Below are 16,027 nucleotides of genomic sequence, written 5' to 3' on the forward strand. Positions count from 1 at the left end.
CGCGCAGCGGCCCGTCGTCGCTACGCCAGGCGCCGACGCGCGCCGCGGATGAGGGCGAGTCCGCCCAGCAGCGCGAACAGGGCGATGAGCCCGAGGCCGAGAGACGGCGCGGCATCCGCACCCGTCGCGGCGAGTCCGCCGGTTCCGGTGCCTCCGCCCGTCGCGGGTGCGACGACCGTGGTGGATGCCGTCAGCAGGCGCGCAGTGCCCTCGGCGCCGATCCCGATCGCGGCGATCGTGTGCGCTCCGAGGGTCTGGCCGGCGGGGATGGTGATGACGGCCGAGAACGATCCCGAACCGTCGGCGACGGTCGTGCCGAGCATCGTCGGCACCGAGTAGATGCCGAGCTGGATCGTCGCCCCGGGGAGGAAGCCGGAGCCGCCGATCGTGAGCTGCTGGCCGCGGACGACCGAGGCGGGAACCCCGGTCAGCGCGCCGTCGGATGCGCTCGGGAGCACGGACGGCAGGGCCACGGTGGTCAGCACGGTGATCTGCACGGTGGTCTCGGCGGTGCCGAAGCCGTTCGCCGCGGTGACCGTGATCTCCACCGCGCCGGCGTCGGCGAGGGCCGGGGTGCCGGTGAGGGTGGCGGTGCCGTCGCCGGCATCCGTGAACGTCAGCCAGGCCGGGACACCCGTGGCGGTGAGGGCGCTCACCGGGAGACCGGTGCTCGTGATGTCGACCGTGACGGGGGCTCCCGCCAGCGCGGTGATCGGGTCGATCGCGTCGACGACCGGCGTCTGGCCGACTGTGAGCAGGACCTCGTCGCTCGTCGCCGAACCCGCCGTGTTCGTGAACACCGCACGGAACAGCGTGCCGTCGTCGCCGATCGTCGGCGCGAGCGTCAGCGTGGTGCCCGTGGCTCCGGCGACCTCGGACCAGGAGCCTCCGGTGAAGCGCTGCCACTGCACGGACGGCGCCGGGTACCCGGTCGCGGTCGCGGTGAACGTCGCGTCCGTGCCCTCCAAGACCGTCGCGGCGACCGGCTGGGCCGTGATGACGGGGGCCTCGTTCACCGTGAGCGTGAAGCTCTGCGTGACGCCGCTGCCGTCGATCGAGAGCTCGAAGGAGACGGTTCCGCCCGAGCCCGCCGGGGGCGTGCCCACCAGCGTCTGCGAACCTGCGACGCCGTCGAGGGAGAGCCAGGCCGGCGCTCCGCTGATGCTCACCGCGTTCTTCACGGGGAACCCGGGGTCGACGGTCACGGGGAACGATCCGGCGGAGCCGACCGTGAAGGTGGTGTGGTCGGCGCTCGTGAAGCTCGGCGCCTCCCTGATCGTGAGGAAGAAGATGCCCGGCACGGTGCCGTGGATGTTCGTCGCGGTCATCGCGATCGCGTACGCCCCGGCCAGTGCCGTCGGCGTGCCGTGCAGGCTCGCCGTCCCGTCTCCGTTGTCGTCGAGGGAGAGTCCGGCGGGCACGGGCCCGATGGCGGCGATCGTCGGCGTCGGCACACCCGTCGTGGCGATGGTGATGTCGACGGGCTCGCCGCGGTCGACGGTCGCGACCGTGGCGCCCAGGAACACCGGGAGCGAGCCGACCACCGTGATGTCCACCGTGATCTGATCCGTGCCGAAGCCGTTGTCCGCGGTCACCGTGATCTCCACCGCACCGGCGTCCGTCAGGGCGGGGGTGCCGGTGAGGGTGGCGGTGCCGTCGCCGGCATCCGTGAACGTCAGCCAGGCGGGCACGCCCGTGGCGGTCAGAGCGCTCACCGGGATGCCGGTGCTGGCGATGTCGACGGACAGGGGCGTCCCGACCGGGGCCGTCACCGGGTCCACCTCGTCCAGCACCGGCACCTGACCGACCGAGAGCACGGCCTCGTCGCTGGTGGCGGTGCCCGCGGAGCTCGTGAACACGGCGCGCAGTCGTGCGCCGGCATCCGCGATCGACGTGTCGATGCTCAGCGTGGTCGAGGTCTCACCCGCGATGTCGGTCCACGAGCCGCCGGTGAAGCGCTGCCACTGCACGGTCGGGGTCGGGTAGCCGGAGGCGGTCGCGGTGAAGTCGGCGTCCGCGCCGGCGATCACGCTGATCGAGTCGGGCTGGTCGGTGATGACGGGAGCCTCGTGCACCGTCAGAGTGAACTCCTGGGTGACGGAGCTGCCCGTGATGGCCAGATCGAAGGTGTACGTGCCGCCCGCACCCGCCGGCGGCGTGGCCTGCAGCTGCTGCATGCCCGCCGCACCGAGCAGCGTGAGCCAGGCCGGGGCGCCCGTGAGGGTCACCGTGTTCAGTACAGGGAACCCGGCGTCGACGACGATCGGGAAGAGTCCGGGCGTGCCGACCGTGAACGTCGTGTGGTCGGCGCTCGTGAACGCCGGCGGCGCGGTGATCGTCAAGGTGAAGTCGGCCGGGGTGGTGCCGAGCGCGTTCGCCGCGGTCAGATGGATGACGTGCTCGCCCGGTCCGGCGGTCGACGTGCCGTGCAGGCGGGCCGTGCCGTCTCCGTTGTCGTCGAGCTGGAGACCGGCGGGGAGACCTCCCGTCGCCGCGATCTCCGGCACCGGGGAGCCGGACGCGGTGATCGTCACGTCGACGGGGTCACCGTCGGCGACGGATGCCGTGAGCGATCCGGTGAACGACGGCGCGGCGCCGATCGTGACGGTGAGGGTCTGCTGCACCGGGGCGCCGCCGTTGGACGCGGTCAGGGTCAGGGGATAGGTGCCCGAGCTCGTCGGCGTGCCGGAGAGCGTCGCCGAGCCGGAGCCGGCGGAGAAGGTCAGTCCTGGAGGGGCACTGGGTGAGGTCAGCGAGATGTTCGGCACCGGGAAGCCGGTGGCGGTGACCGTGAAGCTGAACGGCGTGCCGACCGTGGCTGTCGCGCTCGCCGCGCTCGTGAACGCCGCGCTCTGACGCACGGCGACGGAGACGGGAACGGATGCCGCCCCGAAGGTCGCCGTGGCGCCGCCAGGGCCGCCCGTGCTGCCGGAGGTGAAGGTCGTGGTCGCCTCGCCGAGGTGGAACGCGGAGGACGAGACCGAGGAGCCGGACGGAGCGACGCCGGTCCACCCGACGGTCGCGCCCTCGAAGGCGGAGAGGTTCGCGCCGCCGATGGTGCTGCCGGCGGAGTTCGTGCGCAGCGATGCCGTGAACGTGGCGGTCGACGCGGTGTCGATCAGGCTCGCGCTCGTCGTCGCGCTCAGCACGAGGTACGGGTTCGCCGATCCGCTGGCGATGCTCGTGGTGTCGCACCCCGCGGCGCCCGGACCGCCGTTGCAGCCCCACCAGCTGTTCGTCAGCGTCGCGACGGTCGTGGCGCTCGTGCGTACGGCGGCGGCGCCGGTGTTGCCCGAGAAGGAGTTGTACTGGGCGCTGAGGGCGCCGTCTGCGGCATCCAGTGCGCCGCCACCCGCGGATGCGCCGCTGGCGACGTTCGCGGTGAAGACGTTGCCGGTCACCGTCGACGGGCCCTGGAGCTGCTGGATCGCGCCGCCTCGCGCCGCCGTGCCGCTCGTGCCGTCGGCGACGTTGGAGCCGAACGTGCTGCCGGTGATCTGCGCCGTCCCGACGCCGTTCGAATCGATCGCGATCGCGCCGCCGCCGGCGACGATCCCCGCCGACGCGGTCACCCTGTTGTTCGTGAACGTGGAATCGGTCACCGAGAGGGCGTCGCCCGATGCGGAGGCCTCGTAGTACACGGCACCGCCGTTGGCGGGACCGGCGTCGTTGCCGTCGAACGTCGAGTCCTCGATCGTGAGGTCGCCGCCGATGAACTGGATCGCGCCGCCGGGGTTGGCGGTGCCGCCGGTCGACCTGTTGTCGATGAACCGGGTGTCGCGCACGATGAGCGAGTCGGGGGAGGCCGCGGTGAAGCTGCCGGCGATGATCGCGCCGCCGCCGTAGACGGTGTCCCTGCCGCCGGTGAAGGCGAAGCCGTCGATCTCGACGGAGATGTCGCCCACGAGATCGGCGTCGATCGCGAGGAGCTGCGTCGTTCCGCCGCCGACGACGCTCGCGCGTCCTCCAGACGACGCCAGACGCACGTCGGTGCCCGACTGCGTGCCGAGCTTCAGGGCCCCGCCGGTGAGGGTGTACGTGCCACCGGGCACCGTGATCGTGCTCTCGCCGCCGAGGTTGCTCGCCACGCAGAGCGCGTTGCGCAGCGTCACGGGCGAGGCCGTCGTCGTGACGCTCGGCGTCGAGCATGCGCCGTTCGCATCGGCGTCGGTGAAGCTCGTGACGGTGATCGTGGTCGCGGCCGCAGCGGGATCGGCGACGACGAGCCCGACGGTGCTCAACGCGAGCACGGCGACGGCGGCGATGGCGCCGCGCGTCGAGAGGGGGGACATCCGGGGAGCAGACATCGAAGTCCTTCGCTCGGGCGCTGGGGGCACCGTGAGATCAACGGGAATATCGGAATGCTATCGGTTGGCCACGCCGGGTGATAGCGTCAGTTCCGCACCTCGCCTGATAAGGCAGACCCCAGGGTGCATCCGACTGCAGGAGCGCTCATGACTGCTGTGATCTCCCGCCGAGGCGTGCTCGGAGCCGGTGCCGTCGTGCTCGGCGTCGGCATGGCCGCCGGCGCACCCCCGGCCGTGGCCGCGACCTCCTCGCGGCCGATGACGGATGCCGCGGCATCCGCTCCTGGGACCGATCCGCTCACCCCCGTGCGTTCGATGTTCGCCGGGAAGGAAGGCGCCGAGTTCTCGGGCGCCTCCCCGTGGTCGGCTCACCGCCTGGTGCTGGCGAGCGTCGACGACCTCCACGGGGGAGGGGATGCCGAGAACCGCTTCCGTCTGGAGTTCACGACCGACGACGGCGCCCGCGACGGCATCTACCGTCTCACGCAGGGCGGAGAGCTCGTCGCCTCCCTGTTCCTTGCGAGGGTCGGCAGCGATGCGCGGCTCGAGGCCACGATCGACCGGGGAGAGGGCGCGTCATGAGCGAGTACTACATCGGCGAGATCCGCCTCTTCGCCGGCAACTTCGCCCCTGCCGGCTGGGCGTTCTGCAACGGACAGCTCGTCAGCATCGCCGAGAACGAGACGCTGTACGCCCTGATCGGCACGACCTACGGCGGCGACGGACAGACGACGTTCCGCCTTCCCGACCTGCAGGGGCGCTCCGCGGTGCACATGGGCCCGCGCGGCGGTGTCGGAACCTATGTGATCGGGCAGACGGGTGGGGCGGAGACGGTCACCCTGACGTCGCAGCAGCTGCCGTCGCACACGCACTCCGCCGTGTACTCCGCCACCGCAGGCGGCACCTCGCCCACGCAGGCGCGCTGGGCCGCGCAGTCGTCCAACGCCTACTCGGATGCCGCGTCGAATGCCACGCTCGCGGGCAACGCGATCTCTCCGGCCGGCGGCAACCTGCCTCACGAGAACATGCCGCCGTTCGTCGCGGTGTCGTACATCATCGCCCTCTACGGCATCTTCCCCTCGCAGAACTGAGCACACGATGAGCTTGCAATTCCTCGGCGAGATCCGCCGTGTCTCCTTCAACTTCGCCCCCAGAGGCTGGGCACTGTGCGACGGACAGATCATGTCGATCGCACAGAACCAGGCGCTGTTCGCCTTGCTCGGAACGATGTACGGGGGCAACGGGGTCACGACCTTCGCACTCCCCGATCTGCGCGGCAGGTCTCCGATCCACCCCAGCCCCAACGGCATCGATATCGGGGTGGTCGGCGGCGAGGCCTCGCACACCCTGTCGGTTCAGGAGATGCCTCGGCACACGCACGTCGTGCAGGCGTCGTCGGGTGCCGCCGACACCGCCACGCCGCAGGGCACGTACTGGGCCGCGCCAGGCGAACCCGCCTACGGCACGGATGCCAGCGGCATCATGAGCTCCTCCGCGATCGGGGTGGCGGGTGGCAATCAGGCGCACGAGAACCAGTCGCCCTATCTCGTCGTCAACCACATCATCGCGCTGACGGGCGTCTTCCCGTCTCGCAACTGACCTTCGATCCACGGGAGAGCGCATCATGGTGGACCCATACCTCGGCGAGATCCGCACCGTCGGCTTCAACTTCGCCCCTCAGGGGTGGGCTCTGTGCAGCGGCCAGCTCATCCCCATCTCGCAGAACACGGCGCTCTTCTCGCTCCTCGGCACGAATTACGGCGGTGACGGGAAGGTGACGTTCGCCCTGCCCAACCTGAACGGCTCGTTCGTGATCGGCCAGGGAGAGGGGCCTGGCCTCACGCCTCGCATCGTCGGTGAGATGGGCGGAAGCCCGTCGGTCACCCTTCTCAGCTCGGAGATGCCGGGTCACACGCATACCGCCAACGCCGTGGCGACTCCGGGCAACACCGGCAGCCCGGCTGACCGGCGCTGGGCCGAGACCCGGTACGGCAGGGCCACCCGCAACGCGTACGCCTCGTCGAAGAACACGGCGATGGCACCCGACGCCCTCGCCTTGTCGGGAGGGAACGCGGCGCACAACAACATGCCCCCGTATGTGGGCATGTACTACGTGATCGCTTTGCAGGGCGTCTTCCCGCCGCGTGGATGACGACGCCTCTCGAATCGAACGGGTCTCCCTCGACGACCCTCGTCTCCACGCGATCGCCGCGGAGGAGCTGCATCAGCGCCTGCACGGCATCCCGGTGGCGGTCGCAAGGCCGCTCGTCGAGGTGCAGCTGACCTCGAAGTTCGCGGGACTGCTGGCACAGCATCCGGATGCCGTGGGCCTGCTGCTCTCGATGGACGGCGCTCCCGTCGCCTACGCGGTGACCGCGGATGCCGTGGACTCCGCGGCTGCCGTGCGCCTGTGCGACATCGCGGTGTCGGCGACGGCCAGGGGGAGGGGCGTCGGCGGGCGGCTGCTGTCGATCATCCTCGGCGAAGCGGATGCCGCCGAGGCGGTCGTCACGCTGTCGGTGTGGCACGACGCCGCGGCGCGCGGATGGTATGAGCGCCGCGGCTTCGTCGTGGCGGGCGGGGACTCGGAAGGCTACCTGGAGATGCGGCGGGAGCCGGCGGGGGAATACCCCGGCATCCATTCGGTTGCATAGACATATGAAGGCTTTCGGATTCCTCTCCTTCGGGCACTACGGCGATGTGCCCGGCTCGACGACCCGCACCGCGGGCGACATGCTGAAGCAGACGATCGAGATCGCGGAGGGTGCCGACGAGCTCGGCGTGAACGGCGCCTACGTGCGCGTGCACCACTGGGCGCGCCAGGCCGCATCGCCCATGCCGCTGCTGTCGGCCATGGCTGCGCGCACGGAGCGCATCGAGGTCGGCACGGGCGTGATCGACATGCGGTACGAGAACCCGTTCCAGTTCGCCGAGGAGGCGGCCGCGCTCGACTTCATCGCCGACGGCCGCATCGCGCTCGGCGTGAGCCGCGGGTCACCCGAGACCGCTCTGCGCGGCTACGAGACCTTCGGATACCTCGACCAGGAGGACCCGGAGCGCGGCAGCGTGCTCGCCCGCGAGAAGTTCGACCTGTTCCTCTCGGCCATCGAGGGCGAACGGCTCGCGCCGGGCGACCCTCGCATGGTCGGCGCCGGCCACTACCTCGCCGTCGAACCCCACTCGCCGACGCTCCGCGACCACATCTGGTGGGGCTCGGGTTCTCGCGCGACGGCGGAGGAGACCGGCCGCAAGGGCCTCAACATGATGAGCTCGACGCTCGTCACCGAGGCCACGGGGCAGCCGTTCCACGAGCTGCAGCGCGAGCAGATCGACCTGTTCCGCGCCGCCTACAAGGAGGCAGGGCACACGGGATCCCCGCGCGTCTCGGTGAGCCGCAGCGTGTTCCCGCTCGTCTCCGACATGGACCGGGCCTACTTCGGTCTGCGCAGCGAGGAGAACGCCGACCAGATCGGCGTGATCGACGGCTTCCGCTCGACCTTCGGCAAGACCTACGCGGCCGAGCCCGACGTGCTGATCCGGCAGCTGCTCGCGGACGAGGCCGTGATGGCGGCGGACACGCTCATGCTGACGATCCCGAACCAGCTCGGTCCGGAGTACAACCTGCACGTGCTGGAGGCGTTCGCCGAGCACGTGGCCCCCGCACTCGGCTGGAAGGCGAACACCGAAGGACCCGTCCAGGGCGGTCCCGTCGCCTGAGGCCGTCGCCGGGGCGCGAGCGTCGTCGGCCTTTCGCCCCGGCCTGCGCTCACCAGCCCGAACCTCGCCAACGTTCTGGCATATCGGTACGCTGGGCGCCATGCGTGTGTATCGGAGCGGGGTCATCGCCGGAGCGATCGTCGTCATCGCGGCACTGGTGGGGGCGATTCCCGCCGCCGCGGCGACGACCACGTCGTGGGCGGGGTGGCAGCCGCTGGCCGGAGCGCCCGGCGCCTACACGAGCGCGGTGCAGATCGCGGCGAAACCCGCGGTGACCGCGACGGTGACGAGCGACTCCCGTGGCGGCCAGGTCGGCGTCATCACGGGAGCCTCCACCTGGCTCTCGGAGGGCACGCCGGTCGGCGCGAAGTACGGCAGCAGCCTGAACCAGCCGTACCTGAACCTCCGTCCGAAAGCCGACAACGCCACCAGCCCGTCGACGACGACCTACTCCTTCGCAGCTCCGACCCCGGCATCCGGCTGGACCTTCGTGCTCGGCGACATCGACGCCGACGCTGTACGCATCCACGCCGTCGCCGCCGACGGGCACGTGCTCGACGCGACGGAGCTGGGCTTCCGCGGCGGCTTCAACTACTGCGCCCCGGGTGTCGTCGGCAAGCCGTCCTGCACGGGCGATGCCGCAGACGTCCCGACATGGGATGCGGGCACCCTCACCCTCACGGGCAACGCGGCCGCCGCCGACACGAGCGGCGCCGCGGGCTGGTTCGAGCCCTCGACGCCGATCGTGTCGCTCTCGTTCGTGTTCACACGTCGCGCGGGTCTCCCCGTCTACCAGACGTGGTTCGCCTCCCTCGCCCGCGACGTCACCGGCACCGTGACCGACACGGCCGAGGGTCCGCTGGACGGCGTCGAGCTCACGCTCACCGATGCGAACGGCGCCGTCGTCGGCACGACCACGACGGCGGCGGGCGGTACCTACTCCTTCCCCGGTGTCGTGGCGACCGACGGCTACACCGTGCGCGTCGCCCCTCCGGCGGGCAAGATCTCCGAGGGTCCGAACGCGCAGACGGTCGACCTCACGGATGCCGACGGGGTCGCCGACTTCACGGTGCGCGACATCGTGCCCGTCACGGTGTCCGGACGGGTCACCGACACCGACGGCACGCCCATCGCCGGTCTCACCGTCACGATCGACGGGCGCACGACGACGACGGATGCCGACGGCCAGTACCTCTTCGACAAGGTTCCCGTCGGCACGCACAGCGCCACGATCACCAGACCGGACGGCTACACGATCGTCACGACTCCGCCTCCCTTCACCGTCGCGGACGGCAGCGAGACGCCCATCACCGGCGTCGACTTCCGTCTCGCCGAGAACCCGACGCTCAGCGGAACCGTGCGCGCGGGGGGCTCTGGCGTCGCGGGAGTGACGGTGACGGCATCCGGTCCGGGCGGCACCCCGCTCAGCACGGTGACCGACGCGAACGGCGACTACTCCTTCCCGCGGCTTCCGCTCGGCGAGTACACCGTCGCCGTCGAGGTGCCGGACGGGTACGCGGCATCGGGTGCGGTCTCGCGGGACGAGAACGTCATCGAAGGCGACGTCGACGACGTGGACTTCGCGCTGGTGCGCCTCGGCGCGATCGACGGCACCGTGCGCACCGACGGCGGCGCCGCGGTGTCCGGCGTCGTGATCTCGGTCTCCGGTCCCGGTGGAACGCAGCAGCTGACGACGGATGCCGACGGCGCCTACGGCCTCGGCGCCCTCCCACCAGGCAGCTACACGATCACCGTGACGCCGCCCGCGGGCGGCACCGTGGTCGGCGCCGCCACCCGGACCGTCGTCATCACCGACGCCGGAGAGGTCGTCGTCGACCAGGACTTCACCGTCGCCGCCGCAGTCGTCACCCCGACCTCGACCCCGAGCGTCCCGTCGACCGGAGGCAACCGTCTGCCCGCGACCGGACTCGGCCCCGAGACGTTCGTGTGGGCCGGCATCGGCGCCGCGGTGCTCATCCTCGGCGGTGTGCTCGTGGTGCTCTCGCGTCGACGCTCGAAGGGCGACTGACGAGGCATCGCATCGGCGCGCCGACGACGCCAGTCCGGTGTCGGGTCGGTTCAGTCTGCGGGTGACAGCACTTCGATGCTGTCCGCCGCGCTTATGTGGATCGTGATGACCACGTCACTGGGCCAGCTGCGTGTCCCGGCCTCCACGTCCGACCTCAGCGCGGTGAGGCGCACGTCCTCCGGTGAATAGACGTCGGCCGTCGTGACCTCGATCACGCACCACGGCGTCATTCCTCCATCACCCCAGGTGCTGTCGATCGTCGGGGCGGATCCGAGGGACTCCTCGATGACCGGTGACAGTTCGCCGGCGAGATCATCGCACTCACCTGAGGCGAAGTAGTCACCCAGGCACCCCGTGAGAAGCGGCGTCAGCAGAAGCAGGACCGCAGATCCGACGAGTGCACGCTTCATGTGTCGAGAGTAGCTGTCCGAGGATTCTGCAGGCTGCGGACCGCGCCATCGCGATCGCTGACGCAGGACCGATCAGCGCATCGGCGCGCCGACGAAGGTCGCGACGGATCCTGACGCTCAGGCTGCCGGGGAGTCGGCGTCAGCGGCATCCGTCCGCAGGAGGAGTCGCACGCCGGCGCGGGCGAGGAGGAGCGCGAGGATCAGTCCCGTGACCGACCAGAAGCCGCCGAGGCTCACGCTGCTGCCGAACACGAGGGCGATCAGCTCGAGCACGACGAACTTGCTTCCGACGAGCACGAGCCACAGCGTTCCGCCGGCGAGCACCTTGCCGCCGGTCGTCGTCGCGGCCGCGAATCGGCGCTTGAGACGGTTCTTCGCCGCCAGCACGATCTCCAGGACCACCTTGAGGAGGACGGCCGTGAGGAGCGACATCGTGAACGTCTCCGTGATGACCGCCGGCACGTACTCGACGGCGAGGTTGAGCACCACCACGTACACGAACACATCGACGACGTGCTCGGGTGCGAGCAGGCGTCTGCCCGTGCTGTCGGAGTCGGCCATGCGCCTACGCTAGCGTTCCGCGGAGCGTGCCGTCAGGCGGAGGGCGCCGTTCAGAGCTCCCGCATCGTCATCAGCGAGCGCCCCCGCTCGGGGTCGATCCGGTGGGGACCGGTCTCGGCGAAGCCCAGCCGCCCCAGCACCCGGCGTGACGCGGTGTTCCACTCCCACACCGAAGCGCGAAGCCGGGGTATCCCCGCGGCGCGGGCGCCCTCCACGATCGCCTCCGCGCTCTCGGTCGCGTAGCCGCGCCCCCAGTGCCTGCGCAGGAACTCGTAGGCGATCTCGGGGTCGGGCTCGCCCTCGATCAGCCCGCAGTAGCCCAGCCGCTCGCCCGATTCGCGCAGCTCGACGACCAGGGTGCCGATCGGGCCCTCATGCGGCGAGCGGCGGATCCGCTCGGCGAGTTCCTCGACCGTCGGGTGGCCGTCGGCGTCGATCCTGCGATGCGGAGGTACCCGCGGATCGCGTTCCAGCCACAGCTCGCGGTGGAACCCGGCATCCGCCATCGTCCAGGGCCGCAGCGTCAGCCGCTCGGTGACGATCATGCGCCGTCATCCGGCGGGCCGAAGAGCTCCTCGCCGTGCTCGTGCAGCAGGCGGTAGGCGTCGGCGAACGTCTCGGGTTCGGGTTCGTCCGGGCGGCCGTATCGTGCGATGAGGAGTCCGAGGAGTCCGCGAGCCGGCGGGGTGAGAGGGCGGTCGTGGTCGGCCGCTGCGGGTGGGGCCTGCTCGGGATTCGGCGGCGTGTAGGCGGGAACCGTCACCGGCCAGTCGGACGGATGCCGCGGACGGTCGAGATTCACCACGTTCTGCAGCGTGCGGGCCGAGGCGTCGCGCTCGTTCAGGGGCTTCAGGCCGTGCAGCCGGGAGAGCGTCGCGGTGACGGATCCGTGGTGCATCTCGTCGTGGATGACGGTGCCGCGCTTCGTGTAGGCCGACACGGCGATCGCGGGCACGCGGCATCCGAGGCGGTCGAAGGTGAACCCCATCTCCCCTGGACCGCTGTCGGGCGTGGGCTTCGTGGCCGCGGGCGGGGGCACGTGGTCGTAGCATCCGCCGTGCTCGTCGAAGGTGATCAGCAGCAGAGTGTTGACCGCGTTCGAGCCCTCGGGCGACGCGCTGGTGCGCACGGCCTCGTAGACGTCGTGCACGAGCCGGTCGCCTGCGCGCACATCGGAGATCGCACTGTCGAGCACCGGGTCGCCGTCGACCTCCCCCTCCCGCAGCACGCCGAACGGCGGGTGGAAGTCGTTGTGGTCGTAGACCATGCGCGGCTCGATGAACGCGTATGCGGGGAGGGTGCCGTTCTTCGCGTCCGCGTAGAAGTCCTCCATCGTGCCGAAGCGATCGGTGCGCCAGTACTTCTCGAGGGCCGCGGCGTGCAGCATCCCCGTGAACGACACCAGCTGCAGCTTGTCGATGTAGACCTTCCAGCGCACACCGGCGTCTTCCAAGCGGTTGAAGACCGTCGGCGCCTCCGGAGCATCCAGCCACTTCCGGTACCCGCCGCCGGCGACGTTCGTGACGAAGCCGTGCGAGGTCGACGCGTGGAAGAACGAACGGTTGCAGAAGGTCTGCGACGGCACCGCCGCGTACCAGTGGTCGAAGACGGCGAACTCCGTCGCGAGCGTCGACAGCACCGGCAGCATCTCCGGTGAGAACGAGCCCATGATGTGCCTGGCCTCGTCGATGCCCGGTTCGACACCGCGGCGTAGTCGGCGGACGTTCACGAAGTAGTCCTTCAGAAACCCCGACATGTCGGCCTTCTCGCCGTGGGTCGGGGCGTTGAACGGGGCGCTCATCCCGTCGACGAAGAGGTCGGCGTTGCCCGGAGGGTCGATCGTGCCGAAGAGCTGGGTGTTGACGTGCGGGTACTCCTCGCCGGGATCCGGGTCGGGGAGGCTCATGATCCGGTCGGTGGGCCCCTGGTAGACGTGCGCCTCGACCACCGTGCCGTCCGGAGCCGTGTTGCTGTGCGTGCCGAAGGCGAGTCCGTCGAAGGTCTCTCCGGCCGGGACGCTCTCCGGCGTGTAGAGGTAGCCCAGCAGGTTGTCGAACGATCGGTTCTCGCCCATCAGGACGACGATGTGGTCGAAACCGGGCTCGCTGCGCGGACGAAGGGCCGAGAGCGGGTCGGGATCCGAGACGAATCCGTCGTCGCCTCCGCCGCCCGCGAGCGAGGCGCCGATCGCCGCGCCGCCCGCACCGCCGATCACGGCGCCCGCCAGCGCCGCACCGCCGATCTTGAGGAAGCCTCGCCGGTCGGTGCCCGCAGAGGAATCGTCTTGTGCCACGAGCCGATCCTACGACCGTGATGCCCGACGCCGGCCGAGCTGCACGCAGAGGGCGCCGCCGGGGCCGAAGCCCCGACGGCGCCCTCCGGCGTGCGCGGCGGACTACTCCGCGGACTCCGCCTGCGTCAGGCGACGACGGCGCAGCGCCACAAGGCCGAGGCCCAGAGCGAGCAGCACGACCGCCGTGACGATGTACGGCGTGCTGTCGGCGCCGGTCGTGGCGAGGTCGCCCTTCGCGGCGCCGCCGGTCGCGCCGCCGGGCGTGACGACCTCTCCGGTCGACGCGGCGGTGACGGTGATCGGTGCGGTGACCTCGGTGCCGTCGGGCAGCACGGCGACGAGCGCGTGGGCGCCCGCCGGGGTGCTCGCCGGGATCGTCACGGTGCGGGTGAACGCCCCGTTCGCATCGGCCTCGACCGTGCCCAGAGACACCGGGTCGGAGTGCAGCTCGAGCGCCAGCTTCGCATCGGCGGCGAACCCGGTGCCGGTGACCGAGACGGTGCCGCCGGCGACGACGGATGCCGCGCTCAGCTCGACCTTCGCGGGGTCCTCCGGCTCCGGCGTCACCGGGGGAGTGACACCCTTCTCGGTGACCCACTTCTCACCGGCATCCGACTTGGTCACCGTGAAGGTGTCGTAGACGGCGCCGACGGGGAGGTCGGTCGTGGAGCTCGCGGTCTTCTCGGCGACATAGGAGCGGTAGACGAGCTGGTTCTTCGACACGTCGATCACCTGATACGTCGTGACGCCCTGACCGCGCAGCACCTGCGTGGCGCCGTTGTTGGTCCAGACGTTCTTCTCCGGGGTCTCGAGGTCGTAGTACTTCGCACCCGAGTTCGACACCACGTACACCGGGCCGGTGGTGAGACCGGGGGTGTCTGTGGCATCGGCGTTCACGTAGCCGCGGGCGTAGACGTGGTCGTGGCCCATGAGCACGAGGTCGATGTCGTTGCGCTGGAAGATCGGCAGCCAGTCGGCGCGCAGCACCGGCTCGTCGCGACCCTCTGACGCCGAGAACACCGGCTGGTGGAACGTGACGACGTTCCACTTCGACGGGCTGTTCTGCAGCAGCAGGTCGACCCAGGCGCCCTGGAAGCGGGTCCATAGCACGTCGATCTGGTTCGCCGGGCACTCCGCACCGGTGCACGAAGGGAGTCCGGGCGGGGTGAGGAACGTCTTGTCGCGGGTCGCGTTCAGCGTGATGAAGCGCACGCCCTGGTAGTCCGTGTAGTACGCGGTCTCGGCGGCGAAGCTGCTCCAGTGGTCGAAGAACGCCCGGTACTGGCGCGCCACATCGGTGTCGCCCTGTGCGAGGTTCGCGAGCTCGCCGACCGAGCCGGTCGACGGGTTGTTGTGCGGGTACTCGAAGTTCGCCTTCCAGGCCGTGAGCAGCTTGTCGCCGGAGTACTCGTGGTTGCCGGGCGCGGCCATGACGTTGGTCCGCACGGCGGAGTCCTTCATGCCCTTGAACCAGTTGAGCCACTCGTTCTCGTTGCTGGACGTGTTGATGAGGTCGCCCGCGTGGACGGAGCCGATCGAGCGGGGAGCATTCGCCTCGGCCTGCTTCACGACGCTCGGCCAGGTGGTGTCGAGGCCGATCTGCGCGTCGCCGTAGTAGATGAACTGGAAGTCCGTCGCCTTCGGGTCGGCCGTCCGGAACTCGAACCAGTCGCTCCAGCTGCCGGGGAGTCCGACGCGGTAGCGGTACGAGGTCGCGGGGGTGAGCCCGGTGACGGTCGTGGAGAAGTGGTGGTTCGGATTGCCGTTCGCCACACCGGCGTCGTAGGCGTCGACCGTGCGGGTGGAGCCGCCGGATGCCGGTGCGATCTCGACCTGTCCCACGGCGTGGGAGGCGTCGCCGGCGAGCCAGGAGAACGCCTGCGAGACGTCGGGCTTCTCGGTCGGGGTGAGGATGACGCGGGTCGGCGGGGACACGACGGGCGTGCCGGGGTCGGCCTTGCCCGTCAGTGTTAGCGAGGACATGTCGAAGTAGATGTCCGAGCTCGACTCGCGGTCCTGATAGAGCGCGACCGCGATCGTGTTCGTGCCGTCGCGGAGGATGTCGCCTGCGGCGGCGAGGGTGCTGGTCGCCGGGTCGCCGGCGGAGGCGCCGGCGTACTCGAGGTTGGTGGTGTCGGTGATGCGGGCGTCGACGTAGCGGCCGACCTCGGTGCCGTTGACCCACACGACGATCGCGTCGTCGTAGGTGATCGTGCTGGAGAGGGAGGCGACCTTCTCGGCGACGCCGCTGCCGAGCTCGAAGGTCGTGCGGAAGAAGTAGGTCGGGACGGTCGGCTTCGCCTGACCGTCGATGTAGTGGTTGAGCAGGGTCTTCGGCGTGACCGGGCCGACCGGTGCGAGTGCGCCGTTCTTCGCGCCGAACGAGCCCGGCGCGGTCTTCCAGGCGGCGTCGTCGTACTCGGGGAGGGTCCAGGCGCGCAGTGCCGCGGGCTTCGGCGACGGATCGGTGCCGTCGTCGAGATAGTGCCAGGTGGTGTCGGCGGTGATCAGTGAACCGGTGGGGACGGTCGGTGCTGCGGTCGCGGCGGTCGCCGCGGGGGCGACGACGGCGCCGCCGAACAGCGCGAGGAGCGCCACGGACGCGAGCCCGTGTCGCCGCCGCCGCACCGCGGGGGTGGGGGAGGTCATGATCCAGTCCTTCGTGGGGAGGGTGGGGATTTCCGTGCTCGAGCCGCACGGGGCGTCCTCA

General features: G+C 70.6%; 13 protein-coding genes. 7 read left to right on the forward strand and 6 right to left on the reverse strand.

From position 1 onward, the window contains the following. Positions 1-20: 20 nt before the first annotated feature. Positions 21-4,292, reverse strand: a complete 4,272-nt coding sequence (locus tag LC438_RS00480) for a putative Ig domain-containing protein (RefSeq protein ID WP_223585481.1) — start codon at positions 4,290-4,292, stop codon at positions 21-23. Between the two features lie 162 nt (positions 4,293-4,454). Between LC438_RS00480 and LC438_RS00485 the strand changes: the two genes are divergently transcribed. The 7 genes from LC438_RS00485 to LC438_RS00515 all read left to right on the forward strand — a co-directional run bounded on the left by LC438_RS00485 (position 4,455) and on the right by LC438_RS00515 (position 10,053). Next, positions 4,455-4,889, forward strand: a complete 435-nt coding sequence (locus LC438_RS00485) for a hypothetical protein (protein ID WP_223585482.1) — start codon at positions 4,455-4,457, stop codon at positions 4,887-4,889. Further along, on the forward strand, positions 4,886-5,398 hold the full coding sequence (locus LC438_RS00490; protein ID WP_223585483.1) for a phage tail protein: 513 nt from the start codon (positions 4,886-4,888) through the stop codon (positions 5,396-5,398). The genes LC438_RS00485 and LC438_RS00490 overlap by 4 nt, the downstream gene beginning before the upstream one ends. Before the next feature lie 7 nt (positions 5,399-5,405). After that, positions 5,406-5,906: a phage tail protein gene (locus LC438_RS00495; RefSeq protein ID WP_223585484.1), complete on the forward strand. Its 501-nt coding sequence runs from the start codon at positions 5,406-5,408 to the stop codon at positions 5,904-5,906. A gap of 25 nt (positions 5,907-5,931) precedes the next feature. Then, positions 5,932-6,459, forward strand: coding sequence for a phage tail protein (locus tag LC438_RS00500; protein WP_223585485.1), 528 nt, complete (start codon positions 5,932-5,934; stop codon positions 6,457-6,459). Further along, positions 6,452-6,961 (forward strand): N-acetyltransferase, encoded by a 510-nt coding sequence (locus LC438_RS00505; protein WP_223585486.1) that lies wholly within the window; start codon positions 6,452-6,454, stop codon positions 6,959-6,961. Before LC438_RS00500 ends, LC438_RS00505 begins: the two co-directional genes overlap by 8 nt. A 4-nt stretch (positions 6,962-6,965) precedes the next feature. Beyond that, a complete protein-coding gene (locus LC438_RS00510) occupies positions 6,966-8,024 on the forward strand; it encodes an LLM class flavin-dependent oxidoreductase (RefSeq protein ID WP_223585487.1) in 1,059 nt (352 codons plus the stop codon). 100 nt (positions 8,025-8,124) lie between these two features. Further along, positions 8,125-10,053 carry a collagen binding domain-containing protein gene (locus tag LC438_RS00515; protein ID WP_223585488.1) on the forward strand — a complete coding sequence of 643 codons (1,929 nt, stop codon included), beginning with the start codon at positions 8,125-8,127 and terminating at the stop codon, positions 10,051-10,053. Positions 10,054-10,103: 50 nt separating this feature from the next. Here LC438_RS00515 and LC438_RS00520 read toward each other — a convergent pair whose 3' ends face one another. From LC438_RS00520 to LC438_RS00540, 5 genes are all read right to left on the reverse strand, one after another. After that, positions 10,104-10,463: a hypothetical protein gene (locus LC438_RS00520; protein WP_223585489.1), complete on the reverse strand. Its 360-nt coding sequence runs from the start codon at positions 10,461-10,463 to the stop codon at positions 10,104-10,106. Positions 10,464-10,580: 117 nt separating this feature from the next. Beyond that, positions 10,581-11,024: a hypothetical protein gene (locus LC438_RS00525; protein WP_105677195.1), complete on the reverse strand. Its 444-nt coding sequence runs from the start codon at positions 11,022-11,024 to the stop codon at positions 10,581-10,583. A 50-nt stretch (positions 11,025-11,074) separates the two neighbouring features. Further along, a complete protein-coding gene (locus tag LC438_RS00530) occupies positions 11,075-11,569 on the reverse strand; it encodes a GNAT family N-acetyltransferase (protein ID WP_223585490.1) in 495 nt (164 codons plus the stop codon). Then, complete coding sequence (locus tag LC438_RS00535; RefSeq protein ID WP_223585491.1) at positions 11,566-13,317, reverse strand: alkaline phosphatase family protein; 1,752 nt, start codon at positions 13,315-13,317, stop codon at positions 11,566-11,568. The genes LC438_RS00530 and LC438_RS00535 overlap by 4 nt, the downstream gene beginning before the upstream one ends. Positions 13,318-13,419: 102 nt before the next feature. Further along, the gene (locus LC438_RS00540; RefSeq protein WP_223585492.1) at positions 13,420-15,966 is read right to left on the reverse strand and encodes a fibronectin type III domain-containing protein; all 2,547 of its coding nucleotides are present in this window, start codon (positions 15,964-15,966) and stop codon (positions 13,420-13,422) included. Positions 15,967-16,027 lie beyond the last annotated feature (61 nt).

It is taken from the genome of Microbacterium sp. OVT16B (assembly GCF_019969705.1).
Taxonomy (GTDB): domain Bacteria; phylum Actinomycetota; class Actinomycetes; order Actinomycetales; family Microbacteriaceae; genus Microbacterium; species Microbacterium natoriense.

Coding starts and splice junctions, on each gene's coding strand:
- LC438_RS00480 (WP_223585481.1), bottom strand. CDS start 4,292: ATGTCCCCCCTCTCGACGCGCGGCGCCATCGCCGCCGTCGCCGTGCTC.
- LC438_RS00485 (WP_223585482.1), top strand. CDS start 4,455: ATGACTGCTGTGATCTCCCGCCGAGGCGTGCTCGGAGCCGGTGCCGTC.
- LC438_RS00490 (WP_223585483.1), top strand. CDS start 4,886: ATGAGCGAGTACTACATCGGCGAGATCCGCCTCTTCGCCGGCAACTTC.
- LC438_RS00495 (WP_223585484.1), top strand. CDS start 5,406: ATGAGCTTGCAATTCCTCGGCGAGATCCGCCGTGTCTCCTTCAACTTC.
- LC438_RS00500 (WP_223585485.1), top strand. CDS start 5,932: ATGGTGGACCCATACCTCGGCGAGATCCGCACCGTCGGCTTCAACTTC.
- LC438_RS00510 (WP_223585487.1), top strand. CDS start 6,966: ATGAAGGCTTTCGGATTCCTCTCCTTCGGGCACTACGGCGATGTGCCC.
- LC438_RS00515 (WP_223585488.1), top strand. CDS start 8,125: ATGCGTGTGTATCGGAGCGGGGTCATCGCCGGAGCGATCGTCGTCATC.
- LC438_RS00520 (WP_223585489.1), bottom strand. CDS start 10,463: ATGAAGCGTGCACTCGTCGGATCTGCGGTCCTGCTTCTGCTGACGCCG.
- LC438_RS00525 (WP_105677195.1), bottom strand. CDS start 11,024: ATGGCCGACTCCGACAGCACGGGCAGACGCCTGCTCGCACCCGAGCAC.
- LC438_RS00530 (WP_223585490.1), bottom strand. CDS start 11,569: ATGATCGTCACCGAGCGGCTGACGCTGCGGCCCTGGACGATGGCGGAT.
- LC438_RS00540 (WP_223585492.1), bottom strand. CDS start 15,966: ATGACCTCCCCCACCCCCGCGGTGCGGCGGCGGCGACACGGGCTCGCG.